The organism is Xenorhabdus mauleonii (assembly GCF_900113945.1).
GTDB lineage: Bacteria > Pseudomonadota > Gammaproteobacteria > Enterobacterales > Enterobacteriaceae > Xenorhabdus > Xenorhabdus mauleonii.
This window is the reverse complement of record NZ_FORG01000003.1, coordinates 339,136-356,535: the sequence shown is the minus strand read 5'-3', so window position 1 is coordinate 356,535 and position 17,400 is coordinate 339,136. Positions and strand designations below refer to the sequence as shown.

The following is a 17,400-nucleotide window of genomic DNA, read 5'->3' as shown; positions in this document are numbered from 1 at the left end:
GATGAAATAGTTATAGAAGGTTGATGATTTACAATACCTTACATCAACTGTATGAAAAAATAACCAACTATAATACTTATTCTAACAAGGCTTATTTCTGTCTCTATTTCGTGATTAACTTAATACTTTACAATGAGTTAATTGCAGTTTTCCTATTGCATAGGAAGCGAAAAAATGATATTGCGGACTTTACGCTTTGATCGCAAGGTGTTAAATTGATCACGTTTCCGACAATAAGTTTGTAAAAATAATTTCAAATAACATTGCCATGCCATGAATTGTCAGAAACAGGGGACCACTGTGGGCACTGGAACAGATATCAGGCGAAACTCTTGTATCTCTATATTGAAACGCTGAAGCAGCGACTGGATGCAATTAATCAACTCAGATTAGAGCGCGCAACGAACTCAATGAGTGCCGCTTTTAAGCAAGTTTATAATTTAATTCCAGTATTATTACATTATCATCATCCAATGATGCCGGGTTATATCAAAAGCGATGTTCCTCATGGAGTTTGCTTTTTTTCACCTGACGAATCGCAACAGTTTTGGATTAATGATTTAGGTAGCCAGCTTGCTGGTGCTTTGACACATGCACCCAATGGGGAATTGCCGATCACGGGAATTTATTCAATGGGTAGCACCTCTTCAATAGGGCAGAGTTGCTCTTCAGACGTCGATGTTTGGGTTTGCCACCAATCCTGGCTAGATAACGATGAGAAAGCGTTACTGGAAAAGAAATGCTCCCTGATAGAACAATGGGCAGCGTCTCTGGGGATTGAAGTCACTTTTTTTCTGATAGATGAAAACCGTTTTCGGCACCACGCCAGTGGTCGGCTGAACGGTGAAGATTGTGGTTCTACCCAGCATATTCTTCTGCTTGATGAATTTTACCGTACTGCGGTCTGTATGGCCGGCAAACGTCTGTTGTGGACGATGGTTCCGGTAGAAGAAGAAGCGCATTATGACGAATATGTCCTTTCCCTCTATGCCCAAGGCGTTCTGACGCCCAATGAATGGCTGGATCTTGGGGGATTGGGTGAGTTGTCGGCAGAAGAATATTTTGGCGCGAGCCTTTGGCAGCTTTATAAAAGTGTGGACTCCCCTTATAAAGCGGTATTGAAAAGTTTGTTGTTGGAAGCCTATTCATGGGAATACCCCAATGGCAAACTTTTGGCACTGGAAATGAAACAATATTTTCATGACGGTGCGATTGTTTCTTTTGGGCTTGATGCCTATAGCATGATGCTGGAGCGTGTAACCCGCTACCTGACTGCCACGAACGACCACACACGACTGGATTTGGCGCGCCGCTGTTTTTATCTGAAGGTGTGTGAAAAGTTGATGGAAAGCCGTGGTGATAAAGGCTGTACCGGATGGCGTCGTCAGGTGATGTCTCAATTGGTGCATGAATGGGGCTGGGACGAGCACAAATTAGCCATGCTGGATAACCGCAATTCGTGGAAAATTGAGCAGGTGCGTGAAGCCCATAATGAATTGCTCGACACCATGATGCAAAGTTACCGCAACTTAATCCGCTTTGCCCGCCGCAATAACTTGAGTGTCAGTGCCAGCCCGCAAGATATTGGCGTATTGACCCGTAAACTGTATGCAGCTTTTGAAGCGCTGCCCGGCAAAGTGACATTGGTGAATCCTCAGATATCGCCGGATCTGTCAGAACAAGATTTGACTTTCATTTACGTTCCTCCGGGGCGCGTGAACCGCAGCGGCTGGTATCTGTATAATCAGGCACCAACGATAGAATCGATCATCGGCCATCAACCGCTGGAATATAACCGTTATTTGAATAAATTAGTTTCCTGGACATATTTCAACGGGCTATTAACGAAAGAAACCCGGATCCACATGCATTATGGGGAATCCCAGTGTGACAGGGAGAAACTGTGTGATTTGGTGAATGATATTGCCACGCATTTCCCGATCCGTTTACCGGCACCCACACCCAAAGCGTTATATAGCCCTTGTGAAATTCGCCACTTGGCGATAATCGTCAATCTGGAAAAAGATCCGACAACGGCATTCTCCAATCAAATTGTTCATTTTGACTTCAAAAAAATGAATGTCTTCAGCTTTGGCGAGTCCCAGAAATGTTTGGTGGGCAGCATTGATCTGCTTTACCGCAACTCTTGGAATGAAGTGAGAACTCTGCATTTCAGCGGTGAACAATCGGTATTGGAAGCCTTGAAAACCATCTTGGGCAAAATGCATCGGGATGCGGCACCTCCATCGGACGTTGAAGTATTTTGTTATAGCAAGCATCTGCGTGGTTTGATCTGTACCCGCATCCAGCAATTGGTTTCCGAATGTATTGAATTGCGCCTTTCCAGTAATCGTCAAGATCCCAACCGCTTTAAAGCATTGCGCATTTCAGGGCAAACGTGGGGATTGTTCTTCGAGCGGTTAAACGTTTCGGTACAAAAATTGGAAAATGCGGTGGAGTTTTATGGTGCGATCTCCAATACGAAACTGCATGGCTTGCCCGTTAAGATTGATAACAAAGAAAAACTCCTACCCCCTGTGATAGACGGGTTTGCCTGTGAAGGGATCATCCAGTTTTTTTTCGAAGACATTGAGAATAAACAAGGGTTTAATATCTATATCCTTGACGAATCCAATCGGGTAGAAATTTATTCGCATTGTGAAGGGAGCAGAGAAGAGCTGGTGCGTGATATCAGCCGTTTTTACTCTTCATCCCATGATCGTTTTACCTATGGTTCCAGCTTTATCAATTTCAACTTGCCTCAGTTCTACCAGATTATTAAGAAAGGTGAGCGTACCCATGTCGCTCCTTTTGTCGATGGTTCGTTTCCTGTGGATGATATGGAAACGAGCAATGCAAGGCTTGATATTGAGGAACGCCTTGAGGGAACGTGTCAGTCGCATGATCCTTACCGCTCTTTGTATCATTACTGATGCTGAAGAATTGATACAGTAATTGCGTCAGTTTTAACGATGCTGGGATAGCCATGAAACCTCGCCCGGTGTGGGCGAGGGACAGAAAGAACATCATGAAAACTGGAATGGCTCACCGCTTTGCTCAGCGATCCCTTGGGCCAGTATAGAGAGAAAATCATCTCCGCTGCGGTCGCAAACCCATTGGCTATCGCGATAGTCAAAATGGTAACCGCCATTTTTGGTTGCAAGCCAGATTTGGTGGAAAGGTTCTTGTCGGTTGATAATGATTTTACTGCCGTTTTCAAAACTGAGCGTCATCACACCGCCGTTTGTTTCACAGTCAATATCTGCATCCCCATCATAATTATCTAGTTCTTCTTCAAGATGAAGCATCAATTGATCTGCCAATTGATGGAATTCGCTATCGTTCATGTTTATTTCCTATTTGCTTTTCAGGGCCTAGCTGCGATTATAGAGAGTATTGGCGCATGAATCACAGGCATTAATATGATGAAAAAACAACTCCGTTGGTCATTGACTATCATAGCATTACTCTCTTTGGCTGGTTGTGGCTTGAAAGGGCCTTTATATTTTCCGCCAGCAACACAGTCTTTAGCGGGCAAGGCAGATATGAACAACACATATAAGGCATTGCCAGCGGATACCCAGCAGTCTGTCGAAGTTCAACAATAATGAGTCGGTAATGTGATTTCTCTTGGGGTGTATATGCAATTCTCCAAAATGCACGGTCTTGGCAATGACTTCATGGTTGTTGATGCTGTAACCCAGAATGTTTATTTTTCTCCAGAGTTAATCTGCCGTCTGGCCGATAGAAATACTGGGATAGGTTTTGACCAACTTCTGGTTGTTGAAGCTCCCTATGATCCTGACCTAGACTTCCACTATCGCATTTTTAATTCTGATGGCAGCGAGGTTTCTCAATGTGGGAATGGCGCTCGTTGTTTTGCCCAGTTTGTCCGTCTCAAGGGGCTGACAAATAAACGGGATATTAAAGTCAGCACGCAAGCTGGCCGTATGGTATTGAGTGTCACAAATGATAACCAAGTTTGTGTCAACATGGGAGAACCGGACTTTGAACCGCAACATATCCCTTTTCGTGCCAATAAGGCCGAGAAAACTTATATTATCCGGGTTGCTGAGCGCACAGTACTTTGTGGCGTAGTGGGAATGGGTAATCCTCATTGTGTCATACAGGTTGAGGATGTGGATACTGCCGAAGTTGAAGTGCTGGGGCCTGTGCTGGAAAGCCATGAGCGTTTTCCTGAACGAGTGAATGTCGGTTTTATGCAGATTGTGAATCGCGGCCATATTCGGCTGCGTGTTTTTGAGCGTGGAGCCGGTGAAACACGGGCATGCGGCAGTGGGGCATGTGCGGCAGTGGCCGTAGGTATTCAGCAAAATTTACTGGACAGTCAGGTAAGGGTCGATCTACCGGGCGGTTCTTTGTTCATTCGCTGGGCCGGGCCGGGAACGCCACTCTTTATGACAGGGCCTGCAACCCACGTATATGACGGTACGATTCATTTGTGATTGATTCAGTTTTCATTGAGTCATTCTTGAAATATGGGGCATGGGAAAATGAGTGGAAAAGACGAACCATTGCACATCGAAAGTGAGCTGAAAAGACAGGATGAGCAAGCGGTAGTCGATTATTTATTGAATAATCCAGATTTTTTTATCCGCAATGCCAATATGGTCGAGAGGGTACGGATACCTCATCCGGTAAGAGAAAGTGTTTCCTTGGTGGAATGGCACATGAACCGCCAAAGGAAACGCATTCGTTATCTGGAAGATGATATGGTTCAGTTAATGGAGCAGGCCAAACAAAATGAAGTCCTGTTTAGCCGCTTGTTACAGTTATTCACCGATCTCTCCAGTGCGAAGAGTTTACAAGATTTACTTTCCCGCTTGAGCTCATGGGCAAAAACATTTGGGCTAAGCAATTGCTATATCCGGCTATTCAGTGAGAAATGGCATCTTGGCGCTCCCTTGAATGCGCCAGAGCTGGCCATTTCCCGCCATACTTTTGAGCCTGTCCGCATTAAGCTTTTTGGCAATAGAAACCATTACCTTGGTTCATTGCATGGCCCGGAAATTCTATTGCTGATGCCGCAGGCGCGCCATGTCGGCTCGGTAGCCATTTCCCTTTTAGGGCCACAGAGTGATTTGGGCATGATGATTTTCAACAGCCATGATAAGAAACACTATCACGATGGCATGGGAACGGATCTTCTCGATCATCTGGCTAAATTGCTGCCGGGATTATTGTCCCGTTGGATTGAACGCGCATGACTCAGCCGAACGATCTTCTTCTGGAGCCGGTAGAGGCGTTTCTGCATTACTTGCGGGTTGAACGGCGCTTAAGTCCCGCCACTATCACCAACTATCGGCACCATCTGGCTGTTTTGGCGCAGATGTCACTGGAGATGGGCGTGCGTGAATGGCAGGGGCTTGATCCGGCTAAAGTAAGAATGTTTGCTTCCCGTAGCCGTCGGGCAGGATTGGGATCTGCCAGCCTTGCCCTGCGCCTTTCTTCTTTGCGCAGCTTCCTTGATTGGATGGTCATGCAGGGGAAATTGGAAGCCAATCCCGCGAAAACGGTCAGCGCTCCCCGCAAGAAACGCCATTTGCCCAAAAACATAGATGTGGATGAAGTTAACCAACTCCTCAACATCAATTTGAATGATCCGCTGTCAGTCCGTGACAGAACCATGCTGGAAGTTATGTATGGTGCGGGGTTACGCTTGTCTGAGCTGGTTGGCCTTGATTGTCGCCATTTGGATCTGGATGCAGGGGAAGTTTGGGTTCACGGCAAGGGCAGCAAAGAGCGTAAAGTTCCATTTGGCCGCATGGCACAGGAGTGGCTTCAGCGTTGGCTGGAAATGCGGGAGTTGTTTGAGCCGGAAAATGATGCGATTTTCATTTCGTCCAAGAGCGGGAAGCGGATTTCTGCCCGCAACGTGCAGAAACGATTTGAACAATGGGGGATCCGGCAAGGTGTGAACAGCCATATCAATCCCCATAAATTGCGCCACTCTTTTGCCACGCATATTCTGGAATCCAGTGGTGATCTGCGTGCTGTGCAGGAGCTGCTTGGTCATGCAAACCTGTCAACGACCCAGATCTATACGCATTTGGATTTTCAGCACTTGACCAAAGTTTATGATGTGGCCCACCCCAGAGCCAAACGAGGGAAATCATAATGCGTTTTTATCGGCCTCTCGCGCCGTTTGCAGCGATGACATTCGATCTGGATGATACGCTTTACGACAATCATCCTGTGATCGATAAAACCGAAAAAGAAGTGTTGTGTTTTATCAGGCAGTACGATAGCCGATTCAGTCAATTTGAACGTGAAGACCTGCATTTATACCGTCAGGCTATTCTTGAGCGGGAGCCGGACATCTATCATGACGTTACCTCATGGCGCAGGCAATCCGCAGAGCTTATGTTTAGCCATCATGGTTTCAGCAATGAAGAAACTATGCGAGGCACGGATGAAATCATGTCTTGCTTTATGTATTGGCGCAATCAAATTACGATCCCTGAATCAACCCACAGCACGTTGTCTGTGCTGGCAGAAAACATCCCGTTGGTAGCCATTACCAATGGAAACGCCGAACCTGAGGCATGCGGGCTTGCCCCTTATTTCAAATTTGTGTTGAAAGCGGGTGTAGATGGGCGTTCTAAGCCCTATCCGGATATGTACCGGTTGGCGGCAGAACGGCTGAATCTCCCGATAAATCAAATTCTGCACATCGGGGATAACCTGAAAACGGACGTAGAAGGCGCACTTTGCAGCGGAATGCAGGCTTGTTGGATCAATCTTGAAAACAAAGTACTGATGCAGGAGCCGGAAGGGCGCTTGGTTCCACATGTCGAGATTTCTGATTTGGCTTCTTTGATAGCACTGATATAATTTCAGATTGCGATCTGTATAAAAAAACACTGTTCAAAAAACAGTGTTTCTCACACAACTGATGGTAATTATGGACGTCTCTTATCTGCTCGAAAGCCTGAATGATAAACAACGAGAAGCCGTCGCGGCATCCCGTACTAATATGCTGGTGCTGGCCGGAGCTGGCAGCGGTAAAACACGCGTATTGGTTCACCGGATAGCTTGGTTACTGTCAGTTGAAAATACATCACCTTTCTCCATCATGGCCGTAACCTTCACCAATAAAGCGGCGGCGGAAATGCGTCACCGCATTGAAAGCCTGATTGGTACGAGTCAGGGAGGAATGTGGATTGGCACTTTCCATAGCCTTGCTCACCGCTTGCTGCGCGCACATCATTTGGATGCCAATCTGCCACAGGATTTCCAGATCCTTGACAGTGAAGATCAGCATCGCCTCATCAAGCGCATCATCAAGGCCATGAATTTGGATGACAAACAGTGGCCGGCCCGTCAGGGCATGTGGTACATCAACGGTAAAAAAGATGAAGGCTTGCGCCCACAGCACATTGAAAGTTACGGCAATCCAGTGGAAGCAATATGGCTGAAAGTCTATCAAGCCTATCAAGAAGCCTGTGATCGCGCAGGATTGGTGGATTTTGCCGAATTATTGTTGCGCGCCCATGAACTCTGGTTGAACAAGCCGCAGATTTTGCAGCATTATCGCGAACGTTTTACTAATATTTTGGTAGATGAATTCCAGGATACCAACAGTGTCCAATATGCTTGGATCCGCTTGTTGGCAGGCGACAGCGGCAAGGTCATGATCGTTGGGGATGACGATCAGTCAATTTATGGCTGGCGTGGTGCGCAGGTAGAAAATATCCAGCGCTTCCTCAAGGACTTTCCTGGCGCCGAGACAATCCGCCTGGAGCAAAATTATCGCTCCACGGGCAATATCTTGAAAGCAGCCAACGCCTTAATCGCTCACAACAGTGATCGCTTGGGCAAAAACTTATGGACAGAAGGAAGTGAAGGCGAGCCGATTTCACTTTACTGCGCTTTCAATGAACTGGATGAATCGCGTTATGTTGTAGGCCGGATCAAGCATTGGCTGGACAATGGCGGCGCTTTGAAAGAGTGTGCAATCTTGTACCGCAGCAATGCCCAGTCCCGTGTTCTGGAAGAAGCCTTGTTGCAGATGTCAATTCCTTACCGTATTTACGGTGGTCAGCGCTTCTTCGAACGGCAGGAAATCAAGGATGCTTTATCCTACCTGCGTTTGGTGGTGAACCGGAATGATGATACGGCCTTTGAACGTGTTGTGAATACACCGACACGTGGCATTGGTGACAGAACACTGGATGTTGTGCGTCAAATGGCGCGTGATCAGCAAAAAACCTTATGGGAAAGCAGCCTGTTATTGATTCAGGAAAAAGTGTTGGCAGGGCGTGCCGCATCAGCATTGCAGCGTTTCATTGAATTGATCGAAGCGCTGGATACCGAAACGCAGGATATGCCAATGCATGTGCAAACGGATCGCATTATCCGTGATTCCGGCCTATGGGCGATGTACCAGCAGGAAAAAGGTGAAAAAGCGCAGGCTCGTATAGAAAACCTTGAAGAATTGGTCACGGCAACCCGTCAATTCAGCTATCAGGATGAAGACGAAAATTTGCTGCCGCTGCAAGCTTTCCTTTCCCATGCCGCCCTTGAATCAGGAGAAGGGCAGGCAGATGCTTATCAGGATGCAGTACAGCTCATGACATTGCATTCGGCTAAGGGTCTGGAATTCCCGCAAGTCTTTATTGTGGGCATGGAAGAGGGAATGTTCCCGAGCCAGAGAACCATTGACGAAGGTGGAAGGCTGGAAGAAGAACGTCGCTTGGCCTATGTGGGTGTGACACGTGCGATGGAAAAATTGACACTGACTTATGCCGAAAGTCGTCGCTTATATGGCAAGGAAGTGTATCATCGTCCATCTCGTTTTATTGGCGAACTGCCGACGGAATGTGTGGCTGAAGTTCGCCTGCGGGCGACAGTGTCCCGTCCGGTTAACCATAAACGCTTGGGAACCCCCATTAGCGCCAACGATAGCGGTTATGCACTTGGTCAGCGTGTCCGCCATCCTAAGTTCGGCGAGGGAACCATTATCAATATAGAGGGCAGTCAGGAGCACTGCCGTTTGCAGATAGCGTTTCAGGGCGAAGGCATCAAATGGCTGGTAGCCGCTTACGCTAGACTTGAAACTGGCCAATAATCCGGTCGAATGTTGACAGGCTTTTTCCTGTGAGCGTAACATTCGCGCCTTACGATAATCGTAGGGAGTATAAGGAGACTTATGGTACATGCTGAACGTATTTAAACTAGAGAATAATCGCCTGCTCCGTCTTGAACTTGAAGAAGGTGATAAGTTATCTGATTCCATGTGGGTAGATTTAGTTGGGCTGGGGGACAATGATCGCCTCCGTGTTCAAAATGAGCTTGGGCAAGTTCTGGCAACCCGCACTGAATTGGATGACATTGAGGCATCGGCACGTTTTTTTGAAGATGAAGACGGTATGCACGTCCACTCATTCTTCTATTTTGAAGATGCCGAAGACCATGCTGGCAACTCGACCGTGGCATTTACTATTCGTGACGGTCGTCTCTACACATTGCGAGAGCGTGAACTCCCTGCGTTTCGATTGTACCGAATGCGCGCCCGTAACCAGACTATGGTTGACGGGAATGCGTATGAACTGTTACTGGACTTGTTCGAAACAAAAATCGAACAGTTGGCTGACGTCATTGAAAATATTTACAGCGTGCTGGAATCCCTGAGCCGGGTCATTATGGAAGGCAAGCAGGGTGATGAATTCGATACCGCGTTATCCAATCTTGCTGAACAGGAAGATATCGGTTGGAAAGTCCGTTTGTGCTTGATGGATAGCCAACGGGCGCTGAATTTCCTTGTGCGCCGTGCCCGATTGCCGGCCAATCAGTTAGAACAGGCACGTGAGATTTTGCGGGATATTGAATCTTTGTTGCCGCATAACGAATCTCTGTTCCAGAAAGTGAACTTCCTGATGCAGGCGGCCATGGGCTTTATTAATATCGAACAGAGCCGCATTATCAAAATTTTCTCCGTTGTTTCCGTGGTCTTCCTGCCTCCAACGCTGGTGGCTTCCAGCTATGGAATGAACTTCGAATTTATGCCGGAGTTACATTGGACATTTGGTTATCCCGGCGCGATTGGTTTAATGATTGCGGCAGGGTTAGCCCCCTATCTTTACTTTAAACGGAAGAATTGGTTGTAGTCATCAACCGGTTGGCTTCAGTGATTTTCGAATAAGTTAATTTATCGGCTCTCAATAAAGAGAAATCCCCGCCCATGAATGGGCGGAGGGATAATCGTGTTATTTGCGTAAACGGCGCTGAGTATAAAGCGCATCTAGTGTAAAGAAGATCAAAGCAGCCCAAATAAAGCCAAACGTTATTAAGTGCTCTGTCCTAATTTTTTCGCCATATACCAAAGTTGCCAGCAAAAACATCAGCGTAGGGGCCATATACTGGAAAAATCCCAGCGTGGATAAACGCAGATGGGAGGCCGCTGCGGTGAAAAGCAGCAACGGAACGGTCGTAATGATACCTGCCGCAACCAATAACAGATTCAGGGATATCGTGTTATTTAACATATTGCTGGTTGGGGTATGGGTGAAAAACAGCAGATAAACCAGTGCAACCGGGAATACCCAGATTGTTTCAATCAACATACCTGTTTGTGCATCTATGCCCAGTTTTTTGCGGATCAACGCATAAAGTGCAAACGATGTTGCCAAGTACAAGCCAATCACGGGGATAGATCCAAACTGCCATAACTGGATAAGTACACCTGTAACAGCCAATCCGACAGCAACCCATTGCATCAGGCGAAATCTTTCACCGAGAAACAGCATAGCAAATAGCACGCTGACTAATGGGTTAATGAAATAGCCTAGGCTTGCTTCCAACATATGATTGTTATTCACAGCCCAAATATAAGTCAGCCAGTTACTGGCAATCATGAAAGCAGTGATACCTAACAGCAGCAGGGTTTTCGGTTTTTTAAGGACAGCCGAAACTTGGCGCCAGTGACGGGTTACCGTCAATAGCAGAACCATAAAGAAAACCGACCAGATAACCCGGTGCGAGACTATTTCATCGGGTGGCACATATTGTATTTGTTTGAAATAAATGGGAGCTAGCCCCCAAATAAGGTAAGCCCCCAAGGCATAGAGTATACCTTTGGCCGTGTTTTGGTTATTCATAATATCCTTGAGTATTTCGAGAAGTAAGAAGATATGTGGGAGTATTGGCCCATGCACATTACACAATGTGGCATTGGGTTATATTATTTGCAAGTAGTTAATAGATAAGAGTAAAGAATTAAATTTTCAAAATCACCAAAACAGCATTTTTTGCTGTGTTACCGCGCTTGAATGTAGTAGTTATCTATCTTCATGCCCTCTTATTTCTGTTTCATTTCAATTTTTACGTGTTTCAAGGTGTATAAAAAGTAACCGGCGAGTAAGGGGGAAACCGGAAAAATACACAATACTAACTTTTAATTACTGTTAAATTTTTTTAATGTTTTATATCTACCTGAAACCGAATAATGCCCTCAAAGGTGATTTAAGTTTATCTGGGCAATTCAGCCCTCTGATTTTGACAGCTTTATCATTAGCTCTTAGCTCATCACATAATTGTGCAATATCGTGAGGAGTCCAATAGAGATTTTTAGCGTAACCGATTCGTTGAATACGATTTAATAAGCTTTCCACACCACCGGCCTTTAATACTCTCGCAACCATCGTTGCACAATTTTTATTGATGAAATGGTATCTGTGATACGTGAGTAAAGTTCTGGTGTTCCCATTATAGATTTCATTTCTTTTAGCCTTCATTCTTTCAATATCTAAATCAATGAGGTAATACTCCAAATGAGGAAGAATCTCAAAATCATCTTTAATATCAACGAGAGTACCTGTTGCGTATGAGATCCCTTGCAGTACATTGGAGGCGGTGGAATAGAAACTAATATAATTCTTACTTTGTATGCCTCGTGCTAAATCAGACCTATTCTGTGAGGACGTTGACGGGGCGTTTTGTTCTGTAACGTGATAAGGGCTGACGTTATAAGGGCTGGGCGGTCTGTTATTTCCTGAAACGGCAGGGTTCATTGGAAGGTTTTGTTCAGGATTTGAAGACGCAGGAGAGAATGCCTTTCTTCTTGGGAGTGGCGCATTTGGCGGTTGAAGTCTGGGGGCTGCGTGAAGTGGCTGTGTTGAGTCTTGCGGAACACCAATCTGCCAAGGGCATTGAGGGACTCCATCAATATAAATAGCGGTATGCCCTACCGGATATCTGGAACATTGATACCAGATATAGACAACGGCGGAAACGGGGGTTCCACGCATAATTTCTTGTTCTGCTTTAGTTCCTGGGCTCATGGTTTTTTTTCCCGGCTGGCTTATTGACTGGCGTTTCAATCAATGACATTGCAAGACAAATTGTTGTGGTTTTTGCTATTACCTGATTGAGGGTTATTAAGGCGGATGTTGTGCAATGGGTTTTGTGTAACGAAATATTGTGTAACGGAATATATGCAATGAAGGGTTGTAACAGCACGATGTGTGATGGATGGAGGCAGTATATACTCAGAATGGCGGGGTGTTAATAGATATGAATAATAAATCAAAATTTATTGAGCACTTAGATGAAATGTTATATTTAACTTTTTCTTTAAAGAGAAAAAATGATCTGAGTTTAGGCAATGCGAGCTTTGTTTTATTTTAAAGAGAGGTATCTATTATGAGTGTTTAAGGAAATGCTACCTAGACTGCGTGATAAAAAATATCTCTTAACTATTAATAAATTTTCATTCAATTACTTTGTAACGCACCATAATGCAATTGATTATTGGTTTCTTTTTAACCAAAAATGTCAGTGTTTTATTTAATCCTTTATTTTTTTTAAAGTATAAATGGCTGCTGTGTGGTCAGGTTTAATGCAACATATACACAGTTAAAGTTGATTTTTAAGGAATAATCATTGACCCAAATAGTGTTCTCGCGCTCTTATACTCCGAAGAGTTCTTGATTCACAGAAACGTATTTTTTCTGGTTTGATTGGGCCAAGGATTTGAATTTCATGGCTATTAGCAGCAACTTGTTCGAGATAATTACTTACTCGAGTTAATATATAACCAGCTGGAAGAGCATAATCTTTATTCGCCGGTTCGATAAATGATTCGATTTTAGGATCTCTGGTTGCTAATTGTTTCGCAAAACCTAAATTTCTATTTTCATAAATGGGAACAGTTGGTATACCTGATAAGTCGATTTTATATAGATAATATGTAATGGATGAACCATATCGCCACATGCCATTTTCTAACTCTTGAAAATAATAGTCAGCACCTTGCTCATCTGCTGCGCAAAAAACGGTTCTTTTCCCAAAAATTTTATTAAAATAAACTTGATTAGAGCCCTGAAATCCAACTGTATTTATTATTTCTGGAGGCCGACTATCCCAACGAAATGCTATTGTTAAATGTTTCTCGTTCAGCTTGTAGTGTATAGGCTCACTTATGTAAGGTTTTCTTGATCTTTTTTCTTTTAAAAAAGCCATTTGATTAATCCCCTTTATCAATATATATGCTTTTATATCATGGTTTATAGGTTTATAAATTGCTACATTTATTCATTAGATTGGCTATGAAGTTTCATAAATAAACTATTAAAAATAGCATAGTCTATTTTGATTTTAATTCTTTCTAAGGGAAAATCTAGCTTCAGCTGAAGTTTATTGGTTCTATTGAGTATGCGTAAAATGATAGGCTATGAAAAATGAGAAGGTGTGTGGGAGGAGAAAAAGAAAATTTTACGTTCACCATCAGCACCTTCAAAGTATCAGGTCAAAGATTTTTAACCCACTAAATAAGTTCCTGTTGCACTGGCAATATGCATTTGGTTTTCATTATGCAGTTCAATTCTGGCAACAGAAACTTTATTTCCATTACGGATAATATTGCAACTGGCCGTGAATATTTCGCCGCGTCCGGGACGCAGGTAATCCACGCGTAAATCAATTGTACCGAGTGTAGTCAGACGCTTTTGCATCTCTGCAATTGTCAGTGTTTCCAATGAAGTCAAGGCATTGGCCGCACAAACCAGCCCTCCGGCAACGTCCAGTATGCTGGCGATCGCCCCGCCATGCAGGATTTTCTGAATGATATTGCCGACCAGTTTTTCTTGATTGCGAAATTGCAGTTCTGCGTAGTCTTGCTCGAGACGGAGTAGTTCAAGCCCCAAAAGCCGGTTGAATGGCATTTGATAAACAAAGACGTCACCAATAAATTTACGGGCTTCTTCTGGCGTTAATATTTTATCCACTTGCGGCATAGTTTCCATTGTGAGTTTCCTGATAATGAAAATGTAAAACAGCTGTCATTTAATGGATCTTTATCGTTAATAACTTGTTAAGTCTATGCTTTTATTAACGACCTTTCCAGTCTGTGAAGCACTTCGAAAAAGAATTCATTGGAAAAAACAAACTACAAAAAATAACCATCCAGCGTGTAGAATAAGCGGTGGTTTTACTTAGTGCTCTTTTTACCGCTGTTACTCTTAAGAAATATCTTTAAGGGTTATTATCATAAAATTTTCTTAAAAACTGTTTTTTATAACTATCATAATAGGAACATCAGTAATGCGTTTGTTATGGAAAATACTGGTTACCATTTGTTTATTATCGCCCTTGGCTTATGGAACAGAAAATCAAGTCAGTGACGTGAGAGGAAGTGTCATCTCAACCATGCTGGATGAACAAAGTTTTCCGTTTATGTTCTATCCGTATGATACGAATTACATTATTTATACTTACAGTGACAGAACCAATAAACAGGCAATACATAGCTACAACTGGGCAGATAGCGCTCGCCATGATGAAGCTGCGTTTCAAATCAGTTTTGGTTTTCCATTGTGGCGGGGAGTTATTGGGGAAAACTCATTGCTTGGGGCTTCCTATACACAACGCTCATGGTGGCAACTCAGCAACAAAACAGAATCATCCCCGTTTCGTGAAACCAATTATGAGCCACAAATCTTTCTGGCATGGCTGACGGACTATGAATTTGCAGGCTGGCACCTGAGGGAAATAGAAACAGGTTTCAACCATCAATCTAATGGCAGATCGGAATCAACCTCCCGTAGCTGGAATCGGCTCTATGCCCGCTTCATGGTGCAGAAAGACAATTGGCAGATAGATTTTAAACCGTGGTATCGTCTGCCTGAAAGTTCCCGTAAAGATGATAATTCAGATATAAGCCGTTACATGGGCCATTATCGCCTGAAAGTTGGCTATGCTTGGGGAGACAGTGTATTTACCGCTCAGGGGCGTTATAACTGGAATAGCGGGTATGGTTCTGGAGAGCTGGGTTGGAGTTACCCGGTATCGAAACACGTTCGTTTATATACACAGCTTTTCTGCGGATATGGTGAATCGATGATTGACTACAATTTCAAGCAGACACGTTTTGGTATCGGTGTCATGCTGAATGATATGCTGTAATTATTCCGGCAGTAAGAGATATGATGAGCAATAATCTGCTGGATAAATAGTGATATTCAATATACAGGCGCTGGGATCGCGGCTGTATTTTTTACAGCCTTTTTTAAGGTTTTTTCAGGGACAGTTTTCAAAGATTGAGGAAAGGCGTGTCTACCGCAGAACTCATCAGCACGGCATCGCTGGCTGAACAAGCATTAAGAGAAACATTCGGATACCAGCAATTCCGTCCGGGGCAGCAACAGGTTATCGACGCCATTCTCGGTGGGCGGGACTGTCTAGTCGTTATGCCAACGGGTGGCGGCAAATCCCTTTGTTACCAAATTCCGGCTTTGGTTAAAAACGGGCTGACTCTGGTGGTATCGCCACTGATTTCACTGATGAAAGATCAGGTCGATCAGTTGAAGGCGAATGGTGTTGAAGCGGAATGCTTGAATTCGACCCAAAGCCGTGAGATGCAGTTTGATATTATCCAACGTTGCCGTCAGGGGATCATTAAACTGCTTTATATTGCCCCCGAGCGCTTGGTGACAGATAACTTTCTTGATCAGCTTGATGGCTGGCAGCCAGCTTTATTGGCGGTCGATGAAGCTCACTGTATTTCCCAATGGGGACATGATTTTCGCCCCGAGTATCGGGCATTGGGGCAACTTCGTCGTCGTTTCCCCCACCTTCCTGTAATTGCGTTGACAGCAACGGCAGACAAAACGACTCGCCAAGATATCGTGCGTTTATTGGAACTGGATGACCCGATTATCCACATCAGCAGTTTTGATCGCCCCAATATCCGTTATACGTTGATAGAAAAATATAAACCGCTCGATCAGCTCTGGTCATTTATCCGTGGTCAGCAAGGCAAGAGCGGGATCATCTACTGCAATAGCCGCACCAAAGTGGAAGAAACCGCGGAGCGCCTGCAAAAACGGGGCTTGAGTGTGGCTCCCTATCATGCTGGATTGGAAAATAACCAGCGGGCGTGGGTGCAGGATGCTTTCCAGCGGGACGATTTGCAGATAGTGGTGGCAACGGTTGCATTCGGCATGGGGATCAACAAACCCAACGTACGTTTTGTTGTGCACTTTGATATTCCCCGCAATATTGAATCTTATTATCAGGAAACAGGGCGTGCGGGCCGGGATGGGTTGCCTGCTGAAGCCGTACTTTTTTACGATCCTGCTGATATGGCTTGGCTGCGCCGTTGTTTGGAAGAAAAACCGGCGGGTGAACAGCAAGATATAGAACGGCATAAACTCAACGCCATGGGCGCATTCGCGGAAGCCCAGACCTGCCGTCGTCTGGTTTTGCTGAATTATTTTGGTGAAAGCCGCCAGACAGCTTGCGGCAACTGCGATATCTGCCTTGATCCTCCCAAGAGTTACGATGGTCTGGTCGAGGCACAGAAAGCGTTGTCCTGCATCTACCGCGTCGGGCAGCGTTTTGGGATTGGCTATATTGTAGAAGTCCTGCGCGGTGCAAATAACCAACGCATCAGGGATTTCGGGCACGATAAGCTGCCGGTTTATGGCATCGGTAAAGAGCAGGGGCAGGAACATTGGGTAAGCGTCTTGCGCCAGCTTATTCATCTGGGGTTGATTAGCCAAAATATTGCCAATTTCTCTGCGTTGCAACTGACAGAGGCAGCCCGGCCAGTACTGCGGGGCGATGTACCTTTGCAACTGGCTGTTCCACGTATCCAAACCTTGAAAAGCCGCAATCAGCAAAGCAAATCATACAGCGGCAACTATGATCGTAAGTTATTTGCCAAGTTGCGCAAATTACGCAAGTCCATTGCTGACGAAAATAATATTCCACCTTTCGTTGTCTTCAATGACGTTACATTGATTGAAATGGCAGAACAATGTCCGATAACGCCGGATGAACTTTTGCTGATTAATGGCGTTGGGCAGCGAAAGCTGGAGCGTTTTGGTGATGCCTTTATGACACTTATTCGCGAGCATTTTGAAGGGTTCGAATAGTCGA

At 44.9% G+C, this 17,400-nt stretch carries 15 protein-coding genes; 10 read left to right on the top strand and 5 right to left on the bottom strand.

Going from position 1 to position 17,400, the window contains the following annotated elements; translation table 11 throughout:
- The first annotated feature begins 332 nt into the window (after positions 1 to 332).
- Positions 333 to 2,933: a class I adenylate cyclase gene (locus tag BM100_RS04650; protein WP_092508402.1), complete on the top strand. Its 2,601-nt coding sequence runs from the start codon at positions 333 to 335 to the stop codon at positions 2,931 to 2,933.
- 93 nt (positions 2,934 to 3,026) lie between these two features.
- Here BM100_RS04650 and cyaY read toward each other — a convergent pair whose 3' ends face one another.
- Positions 3,027 to 3,347 carry an iron donor protein CyaY gene (cyaY, locus tag BM100_RS04645; RefSeq protein ID WP_092508400.1) on the bottom strand — a complete coding sequence of 107 codons (321 nt, stop codon included), beginning with the start codon at positions 3,345 to 3,347 and terminating at the stop codon, positions 3,027 to 3,029.
- 78 nt (positions 3,348 to 3,425) lie between these two features.
- Here cyaY and lptM point away from each other — a divergent pair, with 78 nt between their 5' ends.
- The 7 genes from lptM to corA all read left to right on the top strand — a co-directional run bounded on the left by lptM (position 3,426) and on the right by corA (position 10,130).
- Complete coding sequence (lptM, locus tag BM100_RS04640) at positions 3,426 to 3,608, top strand: LPS translocon maturation chaperone LptM (RefSeq protein WP_092508505.1); 183 nt, start codon at positions 3,426 to 3,428, stop codon at positions 3,606 to 3,608.
- A 33-nt stretch (positions 3,609 to 3,641) separates the two neighbouring features.
- Positions 3,642 to 4,466: a diaminopimelate epimerase gene (dapF, locus tag BM100_RS04635; protein ID WP_092508398.1), complete on the top strand. Its 825-nt coding sequence runs from the start codon at positions 3,642 to 3,644 to the stop codon at positions 4,464 to 4,466.
- Between the two features lie 48 nt (positions 4,467 to 4,514).
- Complete coding sequence (locus tag BM100_RS04630) at positions 4,515 to 5,228, top strand: DUF484 domain-containing protein (protein WP_244590607.1); 714 nt, start codon at positions 4,515 to 4,517, stop codon at positions 5,226 to 5,228.
- Entirely contained in the window at positions 5,225 to 6,139 is a 915-nt protein-coding gene (gene xerC / locus BM100_RS04625) for a tyrosine recombinase XerC (protein ID WP_092508394.1), read from the top strand. Before BM100_RS04630 ends, xerC begins: the two co-directional genes overlap by 4 nt.
- Positions 6,139 to 6,855 (top strand): 5-amino-6-(5-phospho-D-ribitylamino)uracil phosphatase YigB, encoded by a 717-nt coding sequence (yigB, locus tag BM100_RS04620; RefSeq protein WP_092508392.1) that lies wholly within the window; start codon positions 6,139 to 6,141, stop codon positions 6,853 to 6,855. Before xerC ends, yigB begins: the two co-directional genes overlap by 1 nt.
- A 70-nt stretch (positions 6,856 to 6,925) precedes the next feature.
- Positions 6,926 to 9,091: a DNA helicase II gene (gene uvrD, locus BM100_RS04615; RefSeq protein ID WP_476756452.1), complete on the top strand. Its 2,166-nt coding sequence runs from the start codon at positions 6,926 to 6,928 to the stop codon at positions 9,089 to 9,091.
- Between the two features lie 88 nt (positions 9,092 to 9,179).
- Positions 9,180 to 10,130, top strand: coding sequence for a magnesium/cobalt transporter CorA (gene corA / locus BM100_RS04610; protein WP_092508388.1), 951 nt, complete (start codon positions 9,180 to 9,182; stop codon positions 10,128 to 10,130).
- Between the two features lie 99 nt (positions 10,131 to 10,229).
- On the opposite strand, the gene rarD is transcribed toward corA, so the two are convergent.
- From rarD to BM100_RS04590, 4 genes are all read right to left on the bottom strand, one after another.
- A complete protein-coding gene (rarD, locus tag BM100_RS04605) occupies positions 10,230 to 11,120 on the bottom strand; it encodes an EamA family transporter RarD (protein ID WP_092508386.1) in 891 nt (296 codons plus the stop codon).
- A 330-nt stretch (positions 11,121 to 11,450) separates the two neighbouring features.
- Entirely contained in the window at positions 11,451 to 12,302 is an 852-nt protein-coding gene (locus BM100_RS04600; RefSeq protein ID WP_092508384.1) for a hypothetical protein, read from the bottom strand.
- A 598-nt stretch (positions 12,303 to 12,900) separates the two neighbouring features.
- Complete coding sequence (locus BM100_RS04595; RefSeq protein ID WP_092508382.1) at positions 12,901 to 13,482, bottom strand: hypothetical protein; 582 nt, start codon at positions 13,480 to 13,482, stop codon at positions 12,901 to 12,903.
- A 296-nt stretch (positions 13,483 to 13,778) separates the two neighbouring features.
- Positions 13,779 to 14,264 carry a thioesterase family protein gene (locus BM100_RS04590; RefSeq protein WP_092508380.1) on the bottom strand — a complete coding sequence of 162 codons (486 nt, stop codon included), beginning with the start codon at positions 14,262 to 14,264 and terminating at the stop codon, positions 13,779 to 13,781.
- Between the two features lie 298 nt (positions 14,265 to 14,562).
- On the opposite strand from BM100_RS04590, the gene pldA reads away from it, so the two are divergent.
- Entirely contained in the window at positions 14,563 to 15,423 is an 861-nt protein-coding gene (pldA, locus tag BM100_RS04585) for a phospholipase A (RefSeq protein ID WP_092508378.1), read from the top strand.
- Positions 15,424 to 15,569: 146 nt separating this feature from the next.
- The gene (gene recQ / locus BM100_RS04580) at positions 15,570 to 17,396 is read left to right on the top strand and encodes an ATP-dependent DNA helicase RecQ (protein ID WP_092508376.1); all 1,827 of its coding nucleotides are present in this window, start codon (positions 15,570 to 15,572) and stop codon (positions 17,394 to 17,396) included.
- Positions 17,397 to 17,400: the final 4 nt, after the last annotated feature.

Excerpts from the sequence above, each read along its gene's own strand:
- cyaY (WP_092508400.1), bottom strand. The coding sequence starts at position 3,347 with ATGAACGATAGCGAATTCCATCAATTGGCAGATCAATTGATGCTTCAT.
- lptM (WP_092508505.1), top strand. The coding sequence starts at position 3,426 with ATGAAAAAACAACTCCGTTGGTCATTGACTATCATAGCATTACTCTCT.
- dapF (WP_092508398.1), top strand. The coding sequence starts at position 3,642 with ATGCAATTCTCCAAAATGCACGGTCTTGGCAATGACTTCATGGTTGTT.
- BM100_RS04630 (WP_244590607.1), top strand. The coding sequence starts at position 4,515 with ATGAGTGGAAAAGACGAACCATTGCACATCGAAAGTGAGCTGAAAAGA.
- xerC (WP_092508394.1), top strand. The coding sequence starts at position 5,225 with ATGACTCAGCCGAACGATCTTCTTCTGGAGCCGGTAGAGGCGTTTCTG.
- yigB (WP_092508392.1), top strand. The coding sequence starts at position 6,139 with ATGCGTTTTTATCGGCCTCTCGCGCCGTTTGCAGCGATGACATTCGAT.
- uvrD (WP_476756452.1), top strand. The coding sequence starts at position 6,926 with ATGGACGTCTCTTATCTGCTCGAAAGCCTGAATGATAAACAACGAGAA.
- corA (WP_092508388.1), top strand. The coding sequence starts at position 9,180 with ATGCTGAACGTATTTAAACTAGAGAATAATCGCCTGCTCCGTCTTGAA.
- rarD (WP_092508386.1), bottom strand. The coding sequence starts at position 11,120 with ATGAATAACCAAAACACGGCCAAAGGTATACTCTATGCCTTGGGGGCT.
- BM100_RS04600 (WP_092508384.1), bottom strand. The coding sequence starts at position 12,302 with ATGAGCCCAGGAACTAAAGCAGAACAAGAAATTATGCGTGGAACCCCC.
- BM100_RS04595 (WP_092508382.1), bottom strand. The coding sequence starts at position 13,482 with ATGGCTTTTTTAAAAGAAAAAAGATCAAGAAAACCTTACATAAGTGAG.
- BM100_RS04590 (WP_092508380.1), bottom strand. The coding sequence starts at position 14,264 with ATGGAAACTATGCCGCAAGTGGATAAAATATTAACGCCAGAAGAAGCC.
- pldA (WP_092508378.1), top strand. The coding sequence starts at position 14,563 with ATGCGTTTGTTATGGAAAATACTGGTTACCATTTGTTTATTATCGCCC.